Origin of the sequence: Streptomyces sp. NPDC088923 (assembly GCF_044749745.1) — a bacterium.
Lineage (GTDB): Bacteria > Actinomycetota > Actinomycetes > Streptomycetales > Streptomycetaceae > Streptomyces.
The window spans coordinates 2,315,709-2,335,552 of record NZ_JBIVIO010000001.1; the positions used below are offsets into that span (position 1 = coordinate 2,315,709).

Consider the following 19,844-nt stretch of genomic DNA (forward strand, 5'->3'; position numbering starts at 1 on the left):
CAGCACCGGCGACTCGTCCGATGATCAACCCGGGTTCTCCACAGGCGGACCCGGAGCCGCCCGGACTGTCACAGAGCGCAAGTAGGGTGTGTGACATGGCCGATCCGTCCAGCTACCGCCCCGCCCCGGGACAGATCCCGGACTCGCCGGGCGTCTACCGATTCCGCGACGAACACCGCAGGGTGATCTACGTCGGGAAGGCCAAAAGCCTGCGCCAACGCCTGGCCAACTACTTCCAGGACCTGGCCAACCTCCACCCGCGCACCCGCACGATGGTCACGACCGCGGCCTCGGTGGAGTGGACGGTCGTCGCCACGGAGGTCGAGGCGCTCCAGCTGGAGTACTCCTGGATCAAGGAGTACGACCCCCGGTTCAACGTCAAGTACCGCGACGACAAGAGCTACCCCTACCTCGCCGTCACGATGAACGAGGAGTTCCCCCGCGCCCAGGTCATGCGCGGCGCCAAGCGCAAGGGCGTGCGGTACTTCGGGCCGTACGGGCACGCCTGGGCCATCCGGGACACCGTCGACCTGCTCCTGCGCGTCTTCCCCGTACGCACCTGCTCCGCCGGGGTGTTCAAGAACGCCGCCCGCACCGGACGCCCCTGCCTCCTCGGCTACATCGACAAGTGCTCCGCCCCCTGCGTCGGCCGCGTCTCGCCCGAGGACCACCGCGACCTCGCCGAGGACTTCTGCCACTTCATGGCCGGCCACACCGGCACCTATCTCCGCCGCCTCGAAGCGCGCATGACCGAGGCCGCCGAGGACATGGAGTACGAGCGCGCCGCCCGGCTCCGCGACGACATCGGCGCCCTCACCCGCGCCATGGAGAAGAGCGCCGTCGTCCTCGCCGACGCCACCGACGCCGACCTCATCGCCCTCGCCCAGGACGAGCTGGAGGCCGCCGTGCAGATCTTCCACGTGCGCGGCGGGCGCGTACGCGGGCAGCGCGGCTGGGTCACCGACAAGGTCGAGGCCGTCACCACCGGCGACCTCGTCGAGCACGCGCTCCAGCAGCTCTACGGCGAGGAGCGCGGCGACTCCGTACCGAAGGAAGTCCTGGTCCCCGCGCTGCCCGAGCCCGTACAGCCCGTCCAGGAGTGGCTGAGCGAGCGGCGCGGGGCGCAGGTCTCCCTGCGCGTGCCCCAGCGCGGCGACAAGCGCGCCCTCATGGAGACCGTCGAGCGCAACGCGCAGCAGTCCCTCGCCCTGCACAAGACCAAGCGCGCCTCCGACCTCACGACCCGCTCCCGCGCCCTGGAGGAGATCGCCGCCGCGCTCGACCTCGACGGGGTGCCCCTGCGGATCGAGTGCTACGACATCTCCCACCTCCAGGGCGACGACGTGGTCGCCTCCATGGTCGTCTTCGAGGACGGCCTCGCCCGCAAGAGCGAGTACCGGCGCTTCCAGATCAAGGGCTTCCAGGGCCAGGACGACGTGCGCTCCATGCACGAGGTCATCACCCGCCGTTTCCGCAGGTACCTCGCCGAGCGGGAGCGGACGGGGGAGTGGACGGAGGAGGAGCTGGACGGCCCGGTGGACCCCGGGGGGCTCGACGAGGACGGGCGCCCCAAGCGCTTCGCCTACCCGCCGCAGCTCCTCGTGGTCGACGGGGGACAGCCCCAGGTCGCCGCGGCGCGGCGGGCCCTCGACGAACTCGGCATCGACGACGTCGCGGTCTGCGGGCTCGCCAAGCGCCTGGAGGAGGTCTGGGTCCCCGGCGAGGAGGACCCCGTCGTCCTCCCGCGCAGCAGCGAGGGCCTCTACCTGCTCCAGCGCGTCCGCGACGAGGCGCACCGCTTCGCCATCACCTACCAGCGCAGCAAGCGCGCCAAGCGTTTCCGGGCCGGTCCCCTCGACGAGGTGCCCGGCCTCGGCCAGACCCGCAAGCAGGCCCTGCTCAAGCACTTCGGCTCGGTGCGCAAACTCCGCGCCGCGACGATCGAGCAGATCTGCGAGGTCCCCGGCATAGGCCGCAAGACCGCCGAGACGATCCTCGCCACCTTCGCCCGCAGTGAGCCGGGCGCGCCCGCGGTCAACATGACGACGGGCGAAATCCTGGACGACGGCTCCGAGGAGACGACGAGCGAGCAGCCCGGCCCGGACGATGGCCATCAGGACGCGGCACGCGGGACGGCCGATGACGTCGACCACGCACCGGCGGAAGCACCCGAGCCGCAGGGCCCCGGACGTACGGACGGGACACCGCCAGGGGCCGGGGAGCCGCCGTCGACGAGTGGCCCAGCACCCGCGGGCCCCGGCACCGACCAGGCTGCTGCGGTCCCCTCCGTACCGGGTGAGAAGGAAGTCACGCACCGTGAGCGAGATGCCGAGGGAGCGCGTGAGGCCGCTCCCGGGGGCGGCTTCGCGTCGCGGGAGACGCCGGGGCATTCGACGTGGCAGGCTTCGGCGAGCACGATGGAGTACGGAACCTCTCCTGAAGGGCCCGGCGACGAGGGCGTCCCCGCGAGCCCCGGCGCCCCCACGGACCGGGACGAACCCGCGCCGGAGCACGGCTCCGCCCCGAGCGACAACCCACCGGGGACGCAGGAGCAGCCGCCCCCCGCCCCTGACCAGGGCAAAGACCCGGACGGCAAGGACGAAGACACCCCGGCCCCCGCTCCCGGCGAGCGGCGGGACGACGTGGACGACGCGGACGAAGACGGCCGTACGACGGACGGTGGCAGAACAGATGCAGCAGGAAGAACGGGACGGAGCGCGACAGGTGAGCACGGCCACGAGCAGTGAACCGGGGAAGACGGAGGAGACCCCGATCCCCGAGCTGGTGATCATCTCCGGCATGTCCGGGGCGGGCCGCAGCACCGCCGCGAAATGCCTGGAGGACCTCGGCTGGTTCGTCGTCGACAACCTGCCACCCGCGCTCATCCCCACCATGGTCGAACTCGGCGCCCGCTCCCAGGGGAACGTCGCCAGGATCGCCGTGGTCGTGGACGTCCGCGGCCGGCGTTTCTTCGACAACCTCCGCGAATCGCTCGCCGACCTGGAGAGCAAGCACGTCACACGGCGCATCGTCTTCCTGGAGTCCTCCGACGACGCGCTGGTCCGCCGGTTCGAATCGGTGCGCCGCCCCCACCCGCTCCAGGGTGACGGCCGCATCGTCGACGGCATCGCCACCGAGCGCGACCTGCTGCGCGAACTCCGGGGCGACGCCGACCTCGTGATCGACACGTCGAGCCTCAACGTCCACGAACTACGCGCGAAGATGGACGCCCAGTTCGCCGGTGACGAGGAGCCGGAACTGCGGGCCACGGTCATGTCCTTCGGCTTCAAGTACGGGCTCCCGGTCGACGCGGACCTCGTCGTCGACATGCGCTTCCTGCCCAACCCGCACTGGGTCCCCGAACTGCGCCCGTTCACCGGACTGAGCGAAGAGGTGTCGAACTACGTCCTCAGTCAGCCCGGCGCCAAGGAATTCCTCGACCGCTACACCGAGTTGCTCCAGCTCGTCGCCGCGGGCTACCGGCGCGAGGGCAAGCGGTACGTGACCATCGCGGTCGGCTGCACGGGCGGCAAGCACCGGTCCGTCGCGATGGCCGAGAAGCTCGCCTCCCGGCTCGTCTCCGAAGGGGTGGAGACCGTGGTCGTCCACCGGGACATGGGCCGCGAATGAACCCACGTCCCCGTCGCGTCCGCCGCCTGCGCCGGCAGGAGGCCGGCCCCGCGCCCAGGCCCCGGCGCCGCGGCACCCAGCCCAAAGTGGTCGCGCTCGGCGGCGGCATGGGACTCTCCGCCTCGCTCGCCGCGCTGCGCCGCATCACGGGCGAGCTGACCGCGGTCGTCACGGTCGCCGACGACGGCGGCTCCAGCGGCCGCCTGCGCGACGAACTCGGCGTGCTGCCCCCCGGGGACCTGCGCAAGGCGCTCGCCGCGCTGTGCGGGGACGACGACTGGGGCCAGACCTGGTCCCGGGTGATCCAGCACCGGTTCGCGAGCCAGGGCGAACTGCACGGCCACGCGGTCGGCAACCTCCTCATCGTCGCGCTGTGGGAACAGCTCGGCGACCACGTCGCGGCCCTCGACCTCGTGGGCACCCTGCTCGGTGCCCACGGCCGGGTGCTACCGATGTCCGCCGTCCCGCTCGAACTCCAGGCGCTGGTACGGGGGCACGATCCCGCGCGGGCCGAGGAGGTCCAGCTCGTGCGCGGCCAGGCGACGGTGGCGCTCACGCCCGGCGAGGTGCAGTCCGTGCACGTCGTCCCCGCCGACCCGCCCGCCGTGCCCGAGGCGGTCGAGGCGGTGCTCGACGCGGACTGGGTCGTGGTCGGTCCCGGGTCCTGGTTCTCCTCCGTGATCCCGCACCTGCTCGTCCCCGAACTCCTCGACGCGCTCATCCAGACCAGGGCCAGACGGGTGCTCTCGCTCAACCTCGTTCCGCAACCGGGAGAAACCGAGGGCTTCTCCCCGCAGCGTCATTTGGAGGTTTTGGCCCGACACGCACCTAAACTCGCCTTCGACGTGGTGCTGGCCGACGAGGCAGCCGTACCTGACCGCGCCTCGCTCGTCGAGGCCGCAGAGCGGTTCGACGCAACGGTGGAGCTGGCCCCGGTCGCCCGGCCCGACGGCGTTCCGCGGCATGACCCGGAGCTGCTGGCAGCCGCGTACGACCGTATTTTTCGGATGCATGGAAGGATCGGCCCATGGCGATGACGGCGGCGGTCAAGGACGAAATCTCGCGACTGCCCGTGACCCGGACCTGCTGCCGGAAGGCGGAGGTCTCGGCGGTCCTGCGTTTCGCCGGCGGCCTGCACCTGGTGAGCGGACGCATCGTGATCGAGGCGGAGCTCGACACGGGCATCGCGGCCCGGCGGCTGCGCAAGGACATCCTGGAGATCTTCGGCCACGCCTCGGACCTCGTGGTGATGGCGCCGTCCGGACTGCGGCGCAGCTCCCGCTACGTCGTCCGGGTGGTCAGCGGAGGCGACCAGCTCGCGCGGCAGACCGGGCTCGTGGACGGCAGGGGGCGCCCCATCCGGGGTCTGCCGCCGCAGGTCGTCTCGGGTGCCACGTGCGACGCGGAGGCGGCGTGGCGCGGGGCTTTCCTCGCGCGCGGTTCGCTCACCGAGCCGGGCCGTTCCTCCTCCCTTGAGGTCACCTGCCCGGGTCCCGAGGCCGCGCTCGCGCTCGTCGGCTCCGCGCGCCGCCTCCAGATCGCGGCGAAGGCGCGCGAGGTGCGGGGCTCGGACAAGGTCGTCGTACGGGACGGGGACGCGATCGGCGCGCTGCTCACCCGGCTCGGGGCGCACGAGTCGGTGCTCGCCTGGGAGGAGCGCAGGCTGCGCCGCGAGGTGCGGGCGACGGCGAACCGGCTCGCCAACTTCGACGACGCCAATCTGCGCCGCTCCGCCCGCGCGGCGGTCGCGGCGGGGGCGCGGGTCGGGCGGGCCTTGGAGATCCTCGGCGAGGAGGTGCCCGAGCACCTCGCGGCGGCGGGCCGGCTCCGCATGGAGCACAAGCAGGCGAGCCTGGAGGAGCTGGGTGCGCTCGCGGACCCGCCGCTCACGAAGGACGCCGTCGCGGGCCGTATCCGCCGCCTCCTCGCGATGGCCGACAAGCGCGCGACCGACCTCGGCATTCCCGGCACGGAGGCGTCCCTGACGGAGGAACTGGCCGACAGCATCGCCGGCTGAGCCGAGGGCGGGCGGTCACGTCGGGCACGAACAATCCCGTACGGACCCTGTGGAGCCCGGCAGTTGACGCGCCGTCCCCGCGCCACGAGTACGTGGGGCGCGGTCCCCGCGCCGTGCGGAGTACTTGACGGGCCGCCACCGCGCCGCGCGGAGTACTTGACGCGCCGCCACCCCGCCGCGCGGGGTCTTGGCGCGCCCCCTCCGCTCCGCCCCCGGCAACTGCCGTGCCCCCTCGCGCCGCTTCCCCCGGCCGCCGACGCGTCCCCACCGCGCCGCGTCCGCCCGAAGCCCTCGCGCCCCGGCTCCCGGCGCGCCGGTGTCCCGTCCTGCCCCGCCGTGCGCGGGTGCGCCCCCACGCCGCCCCACCGCGAGCGGCACGGGGGCGGGACCGGGCGCGGGGGCGGCCCCCGCGGGCTCGGGTGTCGCAGCCTCCGTACGGCACCGCGATCGGGCCCGTGCCGCGCGGTGCGAGGTGGTCCGCCGGGATGGTGGCGAAGCCCTGGTGGCGCTGTCGCTCAGGGCGACGGCGGCGAACGGGCCGCGCTCGGCGGTGATCTCCGGGCCGAGCGGCCGGCGAAGAACTCCGGCGCTCGCTCTCGACTTAAAGCGGACTCGCGCCGGTAATCCGTCCGGATGACCTCGCGGTTGCTCCCGCCGGAATTCGGTGATGCCGGTACGAGAGGTATTCCAGAAGGCGTTCAGCGCTCATTTCCGTATCCGCCGCGCTCCTTTGTGCGCACGAACGAGCGGGAAGCGGAACGAGTGAGCGCAAGATGTTCGGAATTCGGTCACCGTCCCGTTCCTGTGAGGTCGGTGGGTGGCATCGACGCAGGTCGGAATGGGTGGGAGTGGGAAGGGAATGAGGGATTCCGCTTCTTCGGGCGGGGTGTCGGTGGCTTGTTCCCCGGGTGGCGGGGAAAGGGGAAAAGTGGTAGCGGTGGGGCGTTACCGGCGGGTAGAAAGCGTCCCGCTGCGCAAGCCATGCTCAATGTCACCCGGCAGGCCCATGCGAGGTAGGGTCAGAGGCGGTCGGGGACATCCCATACAACTCGCCGGCGTCGAAAACCGGCGTACCAACGAGGAGATCGGTTCGTGACGATCCGCGTAGGCATCAACGGCTTCGGCCGCATCGGGCGCAACTACTTCCGCGCGCTGCTCGCGCAGGGTGCGGACATCGAGGTCGTGGCTGTCAACGACCTCGGTGACACCGCGACCACCGCCCACCTGCTCAAGTACGACACGATGCTCGGCACCCTGGGCGAGGAGGTCTCGCACACCGCCGACACCATCACCGTGGGCTCGCGCACCATCAAGGTGCTCTCCGAGCGCAACCCGCAGGACATTCCCTGGGGCGAGCTGGGCGTCGACATCGTCATCGAGTCGACCGGCATCTTCACGAAGAAGGCCGACGCCGAGAAGCACATCGCGGGCGGCGCGAAGAAGGTCCTCATCTCGGCCCCGGCCAAGGACGAGGACATCACGATCGTGATGGGCGTCAACGAGGCCGCGTACGACCCGGCGAAGCACAACGTCATCTCGAACGCCTCCTGCACCACCAACTGTGTGGCGCCGATGGCGAAGGTTCTCGACGAGAACTTCGGCATCAAGAAGGGCCTGATGACGACGGTCCACGCGTACACCAACGACCAGCGCATCCTTGACTTCCCGCACAAGGACCTGCGTCGCGCCCGTGCCGCCGCCGAGAACATCATCCCGACCACGACGGGCGCCGCGAAGGCCACCGCGCTGGTCCTCCCGCAGCTCAAGGGCAAGCTCGACGGCATCGCGATGCGCGTGCCGGTCCCGGTCGGCTCGGTCACCGACCTCGTCGTGACCCTCGACCGCGAGGTCACCAAGGACGAGGTCAACGCCGCGTTCGAGAAGGCCGCGCAGGAGGGCCCGCTCGCCGGCCGTCTCGTCTACACCGCCGACCCGATCGTCTCCTCGGACATCGTCGGCACCCCGGCCTCCTGCACCTTCGACTCGGAGCTGACCATGGCCGAGGGCAACCAGGTGAAGATCATCGGCTGGTACGACAACGAGTGGGGTTACTCGAACCGTCTCGTGGACCTCACGGTCTTCGTCGGCGAGAAGCTCTGAGCCGAGCGGTACTGATCGCGGGCCGCTGAGGCACCTCGATGCGGACAGGGTCCGGGCGGCGCGCCTCGCGCGGCACGGGCCCTGTCCCCGTGCGGGGGCCCCGCCACCGGACCCCGCGTCCCGCGCACGGGCCGGAGCCGTCCCGTACGCCGTCGGAGCCTCCCGTACGCCCCCGGAGCCGTCCCGTACGTGCCGAGCCGCCGCGCACGCGCCCCGGCGGCCGGTGAAGGTGCCGTGCGCCGCCCGTCCGGGGGACCGGGTGGCACGGCGTGCGGCGCGGCGACCTACGCTGCTTCCCGCGGCCGGACCCGCCGCCCCGTCCGCCACCGCCACGCCGCCCCTGCCGCCACCGGCGCGCCCTTCGCCACCGTCAGTCAGCCAAGGAGTCCACAAGTCCCATGAAGACGATCGACGAACTCATCTCGCAGGGAGTGTCCGGCAAGCGGGTCTTCGTCCGCGCCGACCTCAACGTGCCGCTCTCGGACGGTGTCATCACCGACGACGGCCGTATCCGCGCCGTCCTGCCGACCCTGACCGCGCTCGTCGAGGCCGGTGCCAAGGTCGTCGTCGCCTCGCACCTCGGCCGCCCCAAGGGCGAGCCGGACCCCGCCTTCTCGCTGCTGCCCGCCGCCGAGCGGATCGGTGAACTCCTCGGCCGTCCCGTCGCCTTCGCGCAGGACACCGTGGGCCCCGCCGCGCACGAGGCCGTCGACGGCCTGGAGCCCGGTCAGCTCGCCGTCATCGAGAACCTGCGCTTCAACCCCGGCGAGACCAGCAAGGACGACGCCGAGCGCGGTGACTTCGCCGAGCGGCTCTCGCACCTCGCGGACGTCTACGTCGGCGACGGCTTCGGCGCCGTGCACCGCAAGCACGCCTCGGTCTACGACCTGCCGAAGCTCCTGCCGCACTACGCCGGCTACCTCATCGCCACCGAGGTCGGCGTCCTCAAGAAGCTCACCGAGGACGTCCAGCGCCCCTACGCCGTCGTGCTCGGCGGCGCGAAGGTCTCCGACAAGCTCGGTGTCATCGACCACCTCCTGGAGCGCGCCGACCGCATCCTCGTCGGCGGCGGCATGGTCTTCACCTTCCTCGCCGCCAAGGGCCACGAGGTCGGTGCCTCGCTCCTCCAGGAGGACCAGATCCCCGTCGTCCAGGAGTACCTGAAGCGCGCCGCCGAGAAGGGCGTCGAGTTCGTGCTCCCGAGCGACGTCGTCGTCGCGCGCAGCTTCCCCGACCTCAAGGCCAAGGCGCCCACCGAGCACGAGACGGTCGCCGCGGACGCCATCCCGGCCGACGGCATCGGCCTCGACATCGGCCCGGAGAGCGCCCGCCTGTACGCGAGCAAGCTCGCCGACGCGAAGACCGTCTTCTGGAACGGCCCGATGGGCGTCTTCGAACACCCCGACTTCGCCGGCGGCACCCGCGCCGTCGCACAGGCGCTCGTCGACAGCGAGGGCTTCACCGTGGTCGGGGGCGGCGACTCGGCCGCCGCCGTCCGTATCCTCGGCTTCGACGAAAGCGCTTTCAGCCACATCTCGACCGGCGGCGGCGCGAGCCTCGAATATCTTGAGGGCGCAAGCCTGCCCGGCCTCGCCGCACTGGAGGACTGAACACCCGTGACCACCCGCACTCCGCTGATGGCGGGCAACTGGAAGATGAACCTCAACCACCTCGAGGCCATCGCGCACGTCCAGAAGCTCGCCTTCGCCCTCTCCGACAAGGACTACGAGACCGTCGAGGTCGCGGTCCTCGCACCCTTCACCGACCTGCGCTCCGTGCAGACCCTGGTCGACGGCGACAAGCTGAAGATCAAGTACGGCGCCCAGGACGTCTCCGCGCACGACTCGGGTGCGTACACCGGTGAGATCTCCGGCGCCATGCTCGCCAAGCTCAAGTGCGCGTACGTCGCCATCGGCCACTCCGAGCGGCGCCAGTACCACCGCGAGACCGACGAGCTGGTCAACGCCAAGATCAAGGCCGCCTACAAGCACGGCCTGACCCCCATCCTCTGCGTGGGCGAGGAGGAGTCGGTCCGCGAGGCGGGCGAGCACGTCGCGCACACCCTCGGCCAGGTCGAGGCCGCCCTCAAGGACCTGCCCGCCGAGCAGGCCGCCACCATCGTCGTCGCCTACGAGCCCGTGTGGGCCATCGGCACCGGCAAGGTCTGCGGTCCCGACGACGCGCAGGAGGTCTGCGGGGCGATCCGCGGCAAGCTCGCCGAGCTGTACGACCAGGAGCTCGCCGACGCCGTGCGCATCCAGTACGGCGGCTCGGTCAAGGCGGCCAACGTCGCCGAGATCATGGCCCGCCCCGACATCGACGGCGCGCTCATCGGCGGTGCTTCGCTCGACACCGACGAGTTCGTCAAGATCGTCCGCTTCGGCGAGCAGTGAGGGCCCGCCCCGGCGTCCGCCCGCTCGTGGCCGTGAGCTGCGGTGAGTAGGCGCCGGGGCGGATCACCAGTACCCTGACGGGGGCCGGACCGCGTCCACGCGACGCACCGGCCCCGTCCTCCGCCAAGAGACGGGCCCCCGCCCCCGGCGGGGACCTCTCCCGAGAAGTTCGCTGAAAGTAGGGTCACGCCGTGGTTTTGGGGTTTCAGATCGCCCTGATCGTCTTCAGCCTGCTGCTGATGCTGCTCGTGCTGATGCACAAGGGCAAGGGCGGTGGCCTCTCCGACATGTTCGGCGGCGGCATGCAGTCCTCGGTCGGCGGTTCCTCGGTCGCCGAGCGCAACCTCGACCGGATCACCATCGTGCTCGGGGTGTGCTGGTTCGCCTGCATTGTCGTGCTCGGGCTGCTGATGAAGTTCGACAACTGAGGGACGAAGGACACCCACCGGGGAGCGAGCGCTTCGAGGCCGGTACGCCGTCGAAGGACGCGGCCTATCATGGTGACTCGCGCCCCGGGTGGGTGTAACTCCCTTCTGGGGGTGCGCGTTGGGCCTTGTACGTACACAAACCTCGTACGTGCACGAGGCGCCCGCGGCGGAGTGCGTGGCCCGGTGACGGGCGCAGCGCCCCGCGGCACCATCACGCAGGGAGTTACGACCGTGGCAAGTGGCAACGCGATCCGGGGCAGCCGGGTCGGGGCGGGCCCGATGGGCGAGGCCGAGCGCGGCGATGCGGCCCCGCGCCTGCGCATCTCCTTCTGGTGCGCCAACGGGCACGAGACACAGCCGAGTTTCGCGAGCGACGCGCAGGTCCCCGACACGTGGGACTGCCCCCGCTGCGGTTTCCCGGCGGGGCAGGACCAGGAGAATCCCCCCGACCCGCCGCGCAACGAGCCCTACAAGACCCATCTCGCCTACGTGCGCGAGCGGCGCAGCGACGCGGACGGCGAGGCGATCCTCGCGGAGGCGCTGGCGAAGCTGCGGGGGGAGATCTGAGGCACGGCACCGGCGGCCGGACGCGGGAAGGCGGTCCGCGGCGGTACGGACGACGACGGCCGGGCACCTGAGGGTGCCCGGCCGTTCGCGTACCGCGTGCCAGGGCGGTTCCCGTCGTTTCCGTAGGCACGCACCCGGGCCGCTCCCGGTCGTTTCCGCAGGTCAAAGCGATTGTCAGTGGCACCGGTTACGGTCTCCGGCAGAACGTGTGGTCGTGCGCGCCGGGGCGCACGGGCCGGAAGCGGAGGGGGACCGGTGTGGCGGAGACGGTGGTGGGCGGGGCGCGCGGGAGTGCCCCTGCCTGGCGGGGCGGGTTCGGGCGGTTGTGGGGCGCGGCGGCCGTGTCGTCGTTCGGGGACGCCGTACGGCTCGCCGCGCTGCCCCTGCTCGCCACGACGCTCACCCGTGACCCGCTGCTCATCGCGGCCGTCTCGGCCTGTGGGTACCTGCCCTGGCTGCTCTTCGGGCTGCTCGGCGGGGCGCTCGCCGACCGGGTCGACCAGCGGCGCGCGATGGTCGCGGTGGATCTCGTACGGGGCGTGCTCGTCGCCGTCTTCGCGGTCGGTGTCGCGACCGGGCACGTATCGATCGGCCTGCTCCTCGTCCTCGCCTTCGCGCTCACGAGCATGGAGACCCTCTTCGACAACGCCGCCACCGCCCTCCTGCCCGCGCTCGTCCCAGCGGAACAACTGGGCCGCGCCAACAGCCGGTTGATGACCGGACAGCAGCTCGTCAAGACCGTCGTCGGGCTCCCGGCCGCACCCCTGCTCCTCGCCGCGGGCGCCGCGCTGCCCTTCGCCACCGACGCGGCGAGCTACCTCCTCGCCGCCGCGCTCGTCGCCCCGCTGCGGCGCGTCCTGCCCGGGCGACCACCGAGGCCGGCCGGGTCGACGCTGCGCGCAGAGATCGGCGAGGGGCTGCGCACGCTCGGCGCGGACCGGGTGCTGCGCGGGCTGTGCGCCGCCACGACGCTCTGCAACGTCGGCGTGGCCTCGCTCGTCGCGACCCTCGTCCTGGTGAGCGGCCGCCACCTGGGCCTCGACGACAGCGGGTACGCGCTCCTCCTCACGGCGTACGGGATCGGTGGGATCGGCGGCGGGCTGTTCGCCACCCGGCTCGCGCGCCGCCTCGGCCAGGCTCGCGCCGTGCTCCTCGCGGGTTCCGGGCAGATCCTGTGTCTCCTCGTCCTCGGCCTCGCTCCCGGCGGGCTCGTGGCAGGGGGTGCCTTCGCCGTCTTCGGCTGCCTCGGCATGGTGTGGAACGTCAGCTCGCGCACCCTCATGCAGCGCGCCGTGCGGCGAGAGCTGCTCGGCCGGGTCTCCGCCGCCTTCCGTACGTGCGCCGTCGCCGGGGCACCGCTCGGCGCGCTCCTCGGCGGGGCCGTCGTGCGCCGGTGGGGGCCGGGAGCGCCGCCCTTCCTCGCCGCCGGGTTCTTCGTGCTCTCCGTCCTCGCCCTGCTCCCGGCCGTACGGGCGAGGACGGGCGGGGAATCAGGGGACGCCTCGCGGTTGCTGACGAAGAAGGACACCGGCGGTGCCGGGGTACCCGTATCGCGCAGTGGCCAAGACGCCCCGGGCGACGCCTGATCGTTTAGGTTGGGGGCCGGCGGGACGGTACGTATGGACGAAAGAAGGCAGAAGTCCCTGATGAACGCGGAAAGCCGGACCAGGCTCAACCAGACGCCCGAGTGGAACGCTCTCGACAAGCACCGGGAAGCCCTCGGCGAGGTGGGGTTGCGGGAGCTGTTCGACGCCGATCCCGAGCGGGCCTCGCGGTACCGCCTGACGGCCGGTGACCTGTATCTGGACTACTCCAAGCACCTCGTGACGGACGAGACACTCGACCTGCTCCGCCGGCTCGCGCGGGCGACGGGCGTCGAGAAGCTGCGGGACGCCATGTTCCGGGGCGAGAAGATCAACACGACCGAGGACCGCGCGGTGCTCCACACCGCGCTGCGCGCGCCGCGCGACGCCGTGATCGAGGTGGACGGCGAGAACGTCGTACCGGCCGTGCACGCCGTGCTCGACAAGATGGCCGCCTTCGCGGAGCAGGTCCGCTCCGGGGCCTGGACGGGCCACACCGGCAAGCGCATCAAGAACGTCGTGAACATCGGTATCGGAGGTTCCGACCTCGGACCCGCGATGGCTCACGAGGTGCTGCGCCCGTACACCGACCGTTCGCTGACGGTCCGTTTCGTCTCCAACGTCGACGGCGCCGACCTGCACGAGGCCGTGCACGACCTCGACGCGGCCGAGACGCTCTTCATCATCGCCTCGAAGACGTTCACGACGATCGAGACGATCACCAACGCGACCTCCGCGCGCTCCTGGCTCCTCGACGCGCTCGACGCCGGCCAGGACGCCGTCGCGAAGCACTTCGTCGCGCTCTCGACGAACAGCGAGAAGGTCTCGGACTTCGGTATCGACACGGCCAACATGTTCGAGTTCTGGGACTGGGTCGGCGGGCGGTACTCGTACGACTCCGCGATCGGGCTCTCGCTCATGATCGCGATCGGCCCGGACCGCTTCCGCGAGATGCTCGACGGCTTCCACCAGATCGACGAGCACTTCCGCACCGCCCCGATCGAGGAGAACGCGCCCTTCCTCCTCGGCCTGCTCGGCATCTGGTACGGGAACTTCCACGACGCGCAGTCGCACGCCGTGCTCCCGTACTCGCACTACCTCTCCAAGTTCACCGCCTACCTCCAGCAGCTCGACATGGAGTCCAACGGCAAGTCCGTGGACCGCGAGGGCCGCCCGGTGCAGTGGCAGACCGGCCCGGTCGTCTGGGGCACGCCGGGCACCAACGGGCAGCACGCCTACTACCAGCTCATCCACCAGGGCACGAAGCTCATCCCGGCCGACTTCATCGGCTTCGCCCGGCCCGTGGACGAGCTGGAGCCGCAGCTCGCGGACCAGCACGACCTGCTCATGGCGAACTTCTTCGCGCAGACGCAGGCGCTCGCCTTCGGCAAGACCGCCGAGGAGGTACGGGCCGAGGGTGTCGCGGACGACCTCGTCCCGCACAAGACCTTCCGCGGCAACCACCCGACCACGACGGTGCTCGCCCCCGAGCTGAGCCCCTCCGTGCTCGGGCAGCTCATCGCGCTCTACGAGCACAAGGTGTTCGTGCAGGGCGCGGTGTGGGACATCGACTCCTTCGACCAGTGGGGCGTCGAGCTGGGCAAGGTCCTCGCCAAGCGGGTCGAGCCCGCGCTCACCGAGGGCGCGGAGGTCCCGGGGCTCGACGCCTCGACGAAGACGCTCGTCGCGAAGTATCGGGAGCTGCGCGGGCGCTGAGCGCCCGGAGGGAAAACCGCGTGCGGTGGTGGGGCGGACCCGGTGAGACTGGGGCCCGTCCCGCCCCCGTACGAGAGGTGATTCCCGTGGAGACCCATCCCGTTCTCGAAGCGCTCGCCGACCCGGCGCGGCTGCGGCTCTTCGCCCGCCTCGTCCTCGGTGAGCGCGTCGAGAACGCGCCGCGCGCGCAGCTCGTGCCGCTCCTGCACGCGGGCCTCGTCCGCCGCGACGGGGACGGCACGCTGCGGGCGCGCCCCTCGGCGTTCCGCACTCCCGGCGCCGACACGCCCGGACGGCTGCCCGCCTGGGTGCCGCCGCACCTGGCCGGGCACTTCCGCGCGGGCCGCCTCGGCTCCGTACCGGCGAAGCAGCGGGTCCGCGCCGAGCTGTTGACGCGGCTCGCCGAGGCCGAGTTCGCGCCGGGCCGCGCGTACACGGAGGACGAGGTGAGCGAGACGCTCGCCCGCTACAGCGGGGACCCCTCCGGCGCTGCGCCGCCACTGCGTCGAGTACGGCGTACTGACGCGGGAGCGGGACGGGAGCGGGTACCGGCTGGGCGAGGCGGGGGAGCGGGCGGCGCGTCTGGCGACGGTGGCCTGAGCCGGTGGCGTCGAGCGGAAACCGCACACCGGGCGCCCCGCCGTCGGCAAGGGAGAACAGTCCCGTGCGACGCTCCAGCACGGCTCGTACGGGCACGGCGAGGCCCTGGCCGCCGCGCTCCCCGCGGAGGCCGGGCAGCTGGGTGGGGTGCGTGGGGGACTGAGCGCGCCCGGCGCACCGCGAAGGCCCGCACCCGGAAACCGGGGCGGGCCTTCGGGCGTGCGGGTGGCTCAGGCCACGTCCCTCGGGTACAGCTCCGGCGGCAGCTTGGACGCCGCGTCGCTGTCCAGGAGCCACAGGGTGCGGCGGGTGCCGTAGGCGCCTGCCGCCGGGGCCTGGATCTCGCCCGTGCCCGAGAGGGCGATCTGGACCGCCTCGGCCTTGTCCTCGCCCGCCGCCAGGAGCCAGACCTCGCGGGCCGTGCGGATCGCGGGGAGGGTCAGCGAGAGGCGGGTCGGCGGGGGCTTCGGCGCTTTGTGGACGGCGATGACCGGGCGGTCCTGCTCGCGCACGCCCGCCAGCTCGGGGAAGAGCGAGGCCACGTGCGTGTCCGGGCCGACCCCGAGCAGGAGCACGTCGAAGGCCGGGACGGCCCCGTGCGACCCGGCCCGCGAGGCCGCGTCGGCGAGTTCGGCCGCGTAGACCTGGGCCGCCGCGTCCGGCTCGTACGGGCCGTCCGAGGCCGGCATCTCGTGGACCTGGCCCGGGTCGAGCGGCACCCGCGCGAGCAGCGCCTCGCGCGCCTGCGTGGCGTTGCGCTCGGGGTCGCCGTCGGGCAGGTAGCGCTCGTCGCTCCACCAGATCTCCAGGCGCCCCCAGTCGATCGCGTCACGCCCGGGCTCCTCGGCGAGGGCCGCCAGCAGCCCGTTGCCGTTGCGGCCCCCCGTGAGGGCGATCGAGGCGCTGCCGCGCTCGGACTGGGCCTCGACGATCAGGGTGATCAGCCGTGCGGCCGCGGCCCTCGCCATCTCGGCCTTGTCCTGGTGCACGACGAGTTCGGGCGTGGTGCTCATGACGTGGTCGCCTTCTTCGCGGAAGCGGTGGACTTGGCGGACTTGCGCGCCGCCGTCTTCTTTGCCGCCCCCGTGCCGGAAGGCGTGCCTCCCTGCGGCGCCCCCGTCCCCGTCTCGGCCGTCTCGGCCGCCTCCGCCGCCGCCTCCTCGGGCGTCGGCGCGGTCTGCGCCCCGGCCGGCTCGTCGAGCCGGTCCACGCCGAACTTCAGCGCGGCGGCGTAGGTGTCGTCCGGGTCGAGCCTGCGCAGCTCCTCGGCGATGAGCTCGGCCGTCTCGCGGCGCTTGAGCGCCACCGCGCGGTCCGGCTGGCCCTCGACGGACAGCGTCGCGAGCGAGCCGTCGTTGCGGTCGAGGACGACCGGCCCGCAGTCCGTCTCCATGTGCACCGAGGTGAGCCCGGGGCCCTCCGAGGCGGTGCGCTTGACGGGGACGGCGAGGCGGTGGCCGAGCCACATCGCGAGGAGTTCGACGCTCGGGTTGTACTCCTCGCCCTCGACCTCCACCGCGGTGACCTCGCAGGCCACCTGGTCGAGCGCCGCCGCGAGCATCGAGCGCCAGGGCGTGATGCGCGTCCACGACAGGTCGGTGTCCCCCGGCGTGTACGTCTCGGCGCGGGCCTTCAGCTCGTGGATGGGCTGCTCGGCCGCGTACGAGTCGGTGACCCTGCGCTGCGCGAGGGCGCCCAGCGGGTCCTTCGCCGGGTTCTCCGGCGCGTTGACCGGCCACCAGACGACGACGGGCGCGTCCGGGAGCAGCAGCGGGAGGACGACGGACTGGGCGTGGTCGCCCACCTCGCCGTACAGCCGCAGCATGACCGTCTCGCCGGTGCCGTTGCCGGTGTCGCCACCGAGCTGGACCTCGGCGTCGAGGCGGGTCGTGGCGCGGTCGCGGGGGCCGCGCGAGACGCGCTTGATGACGACGAGGATGCGCGAGGGGTGCTCGCGCGAGGCGTCGTGCGCGGCGCGCAGCGCGTCGTAGGCGTTCTCCTCGTCGGTGACGATGACGAGGGTGAGCACCATGCCGACGGTGGGCGCGCCGAGCGAGCGGCGGCCCTCGACGAGCGCCTTGTTGATCTTGCTGGACGTGGTGTCCGTGAGATCGATCTTCATGGCCGCCTCCAGCTCCGTCCGTCACGTCGGAGCATGTCGTCCGCCTCGGTGGGGCCCCAGGTGCCCGAGGGGTACTGGGCGGGCTTGCCGTGGCGGTTCCAGTGCTCCTCGATGGGGTCGAGGATCTTCCAGGACAGCTCGACCTCCTCCGTGCGCGGGAAGAGGTTCGCGTCGCCGAGGAGGACGTCGAGGATGAGCCGCTCGTACGCCTCGGGGCTCGACTCGGTGAAGGACTCGCCGTACGCGAAGTCCATCGAGACGTCCCGTACCTCCATCGAGGTGCCCGGGACCTTCGAGCCGAAGCGCACCGTCACGCCCTCGTCCGGCTGCACGCGGATGACCAGGGCGTTCTGGCCCAGCTCCTCCGTGGCCGTCTGGTCGAAGGGGGAGTGCGGGGCGCGCTGGAAGACGACCGCGATCTCGGTGACGCGGCGGCCGAGCCGCTTGCCGGTGCGCAGGTAGAACGGCACCCCGGCCCAGCGCCGGTTGTCGACGCCGAGCTTGATCGCCGCGTAGGTGTCGGTCTTCGACTTGGGGTCGATGCCGTCCTCTTCGAGGTAGCCCACGGCCCGCTCGCCGCCCTGCCAGCCCGCCGCGTACTGCCCGCGCACGGTGTCGCGGCCGAGGTCGGCCGGGAGGCGCACGGCGCGCAGCACCTTCGTCTTCTCCGCGACGAGCGCGTCGGCGTCGAAGGAGGCGGGCTCCTCCATGGCGGTGAGCGCCATGAGCTGGAGCAGGTGGTTCTGGATGACGTCGCGGGCTGCGCCGATGCCGTCGTAGTAGCCGGCGCGGCCACCGATGCCGATGTCCTCGGCCATCGTGATCTGCACGTGGTCGACGTACGAGCGGTTCCAGATCGGCTCGAACATCTGGTTGGCGAAGCGGAGCGCCAGGATGTTCTGGACGGTCTCCTTGCCGAGGTAGTGGTCGATGCGGAAGACCTGGTCGGGGTCGAAGACCTCGTGGACGATCGCGTTCAGCTCCTTGGCCGAGGCGAGGTCGTGCCCGAAGGGCTTCTCGATGACCGCGCGCCGCCAGGCGCCCTCGGGGGCGTCGGCGAGGCCGTGCTTCTTGAGCTGCTGGACGACGTCGGGGAAGAACTTCGGCGGCACCGAGAGGTAGAAGGCGAAGTTGCCGCCCGTGCCCTGGGCCTTGTCGAGTTCGTCGATCGTGGCCTTGAGGGTCTCGAAGGCCTGGTCGTCGTCGAAGGCGCCCTGGACGAACCGCATCCCCTGGAAGAGCTGCTGCCAGACCTCCTCGCGGAACGGCGTGCGGGCGTGTTCCTTCACCGCGTCGTGCACGACCTGGGCGAAGTCCTCGTCCTCCCAGTCGCGGCGCGCGAAGCCGATGAGGGAGAAGCCCGGCGGCAGCAGGCCGCGGTTGGCCAGGTCGTAGACGGCCGGCATCAGCTTCTTGCGCGAGAGGTCCCCGGTGACGCCGAAGATGACCAGGCCCGACGGCCCCGCGATTCGCGGGAGCCGTCGGTCCGCGGCGTCACGGAGCGGGTTGGCTCCGTGCTGTGCGGTCAAGGTGATCAGCCCTCCGAGGGGGCGAGGCGCTTGAGCTCCGCCTCGGTCGACTTGAGCAGGTCGTTCCAGGAGGCCTCGAACTTGTCGACGCCCTCCTTCTCCAGGAGGTCCACCACCTCGTCGTACGAGATGCCGAACTTCGCGAGCCCGTCGATGACGGCCTGCGCGTCCTCGTACGTGCCGGCGATCGTGTTCCCGGTGATCTCGGCGTGGTCGCCCACGGCCTCCAGGGTCGCCTCCGGCATGGTGTTCACCGTGTTCGGCGCGACGAGCGCGTCGACGTACAGCGTGTCGGGCAGCGACGGGTCCTTGACGCCCGTCGAGGCCCACAGCGGGCGCTGCCTGTTCGCGTGCGCCTTGTCGAGGGCGGCCCAGCGCTCGGAGGAGAAGACCTCCTCGTACGCCTGGTAGGCCAGGCGCGCGTTGGCGACGGCGGCCTTGCCCTTGGCGGCCTTGGCCTCGTCGGTGCCGATCGCGTCGAGGCGCTTGTCGATCTCGGTGTCGACGCGCGAGACGAAGAAGGAGGCCACCGAGTGGATCTCGGAGAGGTCGAGGCCCGCGGCCTTCGCCTTCTCCAGGCCCGCGAGGTAGGCGTCCATCACGAGGCGGTAGCGCTCCAGGGAGAAGATCAGCGTCACGTTGACGCTGATGCCCCGGCCGATGGTCTCGGTGATCGCCGGCAGACCGGCCTCGGTCGCCGGGATCTTGATGAACGTGTTGGGGCGGTCGACCAGCCACGCGAGCTGCTTGGCCTCGGCGGTCGTGGCCCGCGTGTTGTGCGCGAGACGCGGGTCCACCTCGATCGAGACCCGGCCGTCGGTGCCGCCGCTCCTGTCGAAGACGGGGCGCAGCACGTCGGCGGCGTCGCGGACGTCGGCGGTGGTGATCATGCGGATCGCCTCCTCCACCGTGACGCGGCGCGCGGCGAGGTCGGTGAGCTGGGTGTCGTACCCGTCGCCCTGCGAGATCGCCTTCTGGAAGATCGACGGGTTGGTCGTGACACCCACGACGTGCTGGTCGTCGATCAGCTCGCTCAGGTTGCCGGACGTGATGCGCTTGCGCGACAGGTCGTCCAGCCAGATCGCGACGCCTTCGTCGGAGAGGCGCTTGAGTGCGTCTGTCATGGAAATTGCATCTCCTCGTAGAGTGTCTGTTCGCG

General features: G+C 71.9%; 15 protein-coding genes and 1 pseudogene. 12 read left to right on the forward strand and 4 right to left on the reverse strand.

The features are described 5' to 3' along the window. The first annotated feature begins 95 nt into the window (after positions 1-95). The 12 genes and pseudogenes from uvrC to ACIP4O_RS10495 all read left to right on the forward strand — a co-directional run. On the forward strand, positions 96-2,747 hold the full coding sequence (uvrC, locus tag ACIP4O_RS10440; protein ID WP_401573538.1) for an excinuclease ABC subunit UvrC: 2,652 nt from the start codon (positions 96-98) through the stop codon (positions 2,745-2,747). Further along, entirely contained in the window at positions 2,692-3,630 is a 939-nt protein-coding gene (gene rapZ, locus ACIP4O_RS10445; protein ID WP_361325579.1) for an RNase adapter RapZ, read from the forward strand. The genes uvrC and rapZ overlap by 56 nt, the downstream gene beginning before the upstream one ends. Beyond that, positions 3,627-4,667 (forward strand): uridine diphosphate-N-acetylglucosamine-binding protein YvcK, encoded by a 1,041-nt coding sequence (gene yvcK / locus ACIP4O_RS10450; RefSeq protein WP_361325582.1) that lies wholly within the window; start codon positions 3,627-3,629, stop codon positions 4,665-4,667. Before rapZ ends, yvcK begins: the two co-directional genes overlap by 4 nt. After that, complete coding sequence (gene whiA, locus ACIP4O_RS10455; protein ID WP_164283298.1) at positions 4,658-5,647, forward strand: DNA-binding protein WhiA; 990 nt, start codon at positions 4,658-4,660, stop codon at positions 5,645-5,647. Before yvcK ends, whiA begins: the two co-directional genes overlap by 10 nt. 1,092 nt (positions 5,648-6,739) lie before the next feature. Continuing rightward, positions 6,740-7,747, forward strand: coding sequence for a type I glyceraldehyde-3-phosphate dehydrogenase (gene gap / locus ACIP4O_RS10460; protein ID WP_361325585.1), 1,008 nt, complete (start codon positions 6,740-6,742; stop codon positions 7,745-7,747). Positions 7,748-8,145: 398 nt separating this feature from the next. After that, positions 8,146-9,357: a phosphoglycerate kinase gene (locus tag ACIP4O_RS10465; RefSeq protein WP_401573542.1), complete on the forward strand. Its 1,212-nt coding sequence runs from the start codon at positions 8,146-8,148 to the stop codon at positions 9,355-9,357. A 6-nt stretch (positions 9,358-9,363) separates the two neighbouring features. Beyond that, positions 9,364-10,140 carry a triose-phosphate isomerase gene (gene tpiA, locus ACIP4O_RS10470; RefSeq protein ID WP_401573544.1) on the forward strand — a complete coding sequence of 259 codons (777 nt, stop codon included), beginning with the start codon at positions 9,364-9,366 and terminating at the stop codon, positions 10,138-10,140. A 191-nt stretch (positions 10,141-10,331) separates the two neighbouring features. Beyond that, a complete protein-coding gene (secG, locus tag ACIP4O_RS10475) occupies positions 10,332-10,568 on the forward strand; it encodes a preprotein translocase subunit SecG (RefSeq protein WP_008748576.1) in 237 nt (78 codons plus the stop codon). A 231-nt stretch (positions 10,569-10,799) separates the two neighbouring features. Continuing rightward, positions 10,800-11,135, forward strand: a complete 336-nt coding sequence (locus ACIP4O_RS10480) for an RNA polymerase-binding protein RbpA (RefSeq protein ID WP_164282195.1) — start codon at positions 10,800-10,802, stop codon at positions 11,133-11,135. A 257-nt stretch (positions 11,136-11,392) separates the two neighbouring features. Next, positions 11,393-12,721 (forward strand): MFS transporter, encoded by a 1,329-nt coding sequence (locus tag ACIP4O_RS10485; RefSeq protein WP_401573546.1) that lies wholly within the window; start codon positions 11,393-11,395, stop codon positions 12,719-12,721. Between the two features lie 60 nt (positions 12,722-12,781). Further along, positions 12,782-14,434 (forward strand): glucose-6-phosphate isomerase, encoded by a 1,653-nt coding sequence (gene pgi, locus ACIP4O_RS10490; RefSeq protein WP_401573548.1) that lies wholly within the window; start codon positions 12,782-12,784, stop codon positions 14,432-14,434. A 308-nt stretch (positions 14,435-14,742) separates the two neighbouring features. Further along, positions 14,743-14,856: pseudogene (locus ACIP4O_RS10495) on the forward strand (DUF2087 domain-containing protein); the annotation flags it as partial. A gap of 408 nt (positions 14,857-15,264) precedes the next feature. On the opposite strand, the gene pgl reads toward ACIP4O_RS10495, so the two are convergent. From pgl to tal, 4 genes are read right to left on the reverse strand one after another with little or no spacing between them, the layout of a single operon-like run. Further along, positions 15,265-16,047 (reverse strand): 6-phosphogluconolactonase, encoded by a 783-nt coding sequence (gene pgl / locus ACIP4O_RS10500; protein ID WP_401573550.1) that lies wholly within the window; start codon positions 16,045-16,047, stop codon positions 15,265-15,267. Then, positions 16,044-17,156, reverse strand: coding sequence for a glucose-6-phosphate dehydrogenase assembly protein OpcA (opcA, locus tag ACIP4O_RS10505; RefSeq protein ID WP_401573552.1), 1,113 nt, complete (start codon positions 17,154-17,156; stop codon positions 16,044-16,046). The genes pgl and opcA overlap by 4 nt, the downstream gene beginning before the upstream one ends. Further along, positions 17,153-18,685 carry a glucose-6-phosphate dehydrogenase gene (zwf, locus tag ACIP4O_RS10510; RefSeq protein WP_164282200.1) on the reverse strand — a complete coding sequence of 511 codons (1,533 nt, stop codon included), beginning with the start codon at positions 18,683-18,685 and terminating at the stop codon, positions 17,153-17,155. The genes opcA and zwf overlap by 4 nt, the downstream gene beginning before the upstream one ends. Before the next feature lie 5 nt (positions 18,686-18,690). Next, positions 18,691-19,809, reverse strand: coding sequence for a transaldolase (gene tal, locus ACIP4O_RS10515; RefSeq protein WP_401573554.1), 1,119 nt, complete (start codon positions 19,807-19,809; stop codon positions 18,691-18,693). Positions 19,810-19,844 lie beyond the last annotated feature (35 nt).